Source organism: Oleiphilus sp. HI0079 (genome assembly GCF_001635105.1).
On record NZ_LWFT01001057.1, the window covers coordinates 1 to 960 of the forward strand.

Sequence of the window (960 nt, forward strand, 5' to 3'; positions counted from 1 at the left end):
GCGAAGACCCCACTCGCTTGCATTTGTGCCTCTGCTTCTTGAGTCACTTTTGCCTTTAATCCACGATCTTCAAAAACGGCTTCGATAATCATATCGCAACCGGCTAAATCTTCCGCGTTCTCGGTTGGATGGATAAGCGCGAGCGTTTCATTGCGCTTAGACGCACTCAATCGGCCACGTTTCACCTTCTTATCAAGAAGGTTCTCGCTGTACGCCTTACCCTTCTCGGCAGACTCAAGAGAGACATCTTTCAAAACGACTTCAATGCCACGCGTAGCAGCGGAATAGGCAATTCCCGCTCCCATCATGCCGGCACCCAAAACACCGAGTTTCGTGAACTTGGCCTTTTCGATACCTGCAGGACGAGCTGCCCCCGCATTGATTTCGTTTAGTTGATACCAGAAAGTGTTGATCATGTTCTTTGAAACCTGACCGCACACCAATTCAACGAAATATCGTGTTTCGATTCGCATCGCTGAATCGATATCAACTTGCAGACTTTCTACCATCACCGACAAGATTGCCTCAGGCGCAGGGAGCACACCTTTGGTTTTGTCTCGCATCATTGCAGGCGCAATCGGCAGCATTTTGGCTAGCGCTGGTGTACTCGGCTTCCCGCCAGGCACTTTATAGCCTTTGACATCATATGGTTGTTGCGCCTTGAGATTTGCCTTGATAAAAGAAGTCGCAGCATCGAGTAATTGGTCCTCGGTATCGACAATGTCGTGAATCAAGCCAAGCTCTTTGCCTTTCTCAGGTTTGAACTGCTTACCCTCGGTTAGGTAGGGCAACGCTGCTTGCAGACCGAGCAAGCGAGACATGCGAACGACACCGCCGCCTCCAGGCAATAAGCCCAGCGTCACTTCAGGTAGACCGAGCTTTACGCCTTCGCTTAAAGCGATGCGGTGGTGGCATGCAAGCGCCAATTCCCAACCACCGCCAAGAGCCGCACCATTGATA

The 960-nt window shown here is 50.9% G+C and carries 1 protein-coding gene; it reads right to left on the reverse strand.

What is annotated here, in order from left to right:
• On the reverse strand, positions 1-960 hold a 960-nt coding region (locus A3750_RS27225; protein WP_197475154.1), incomplete at both ends, for a 3-hydroxyacyl-CoA dehydrogenase NAD-binding domain-containing protein.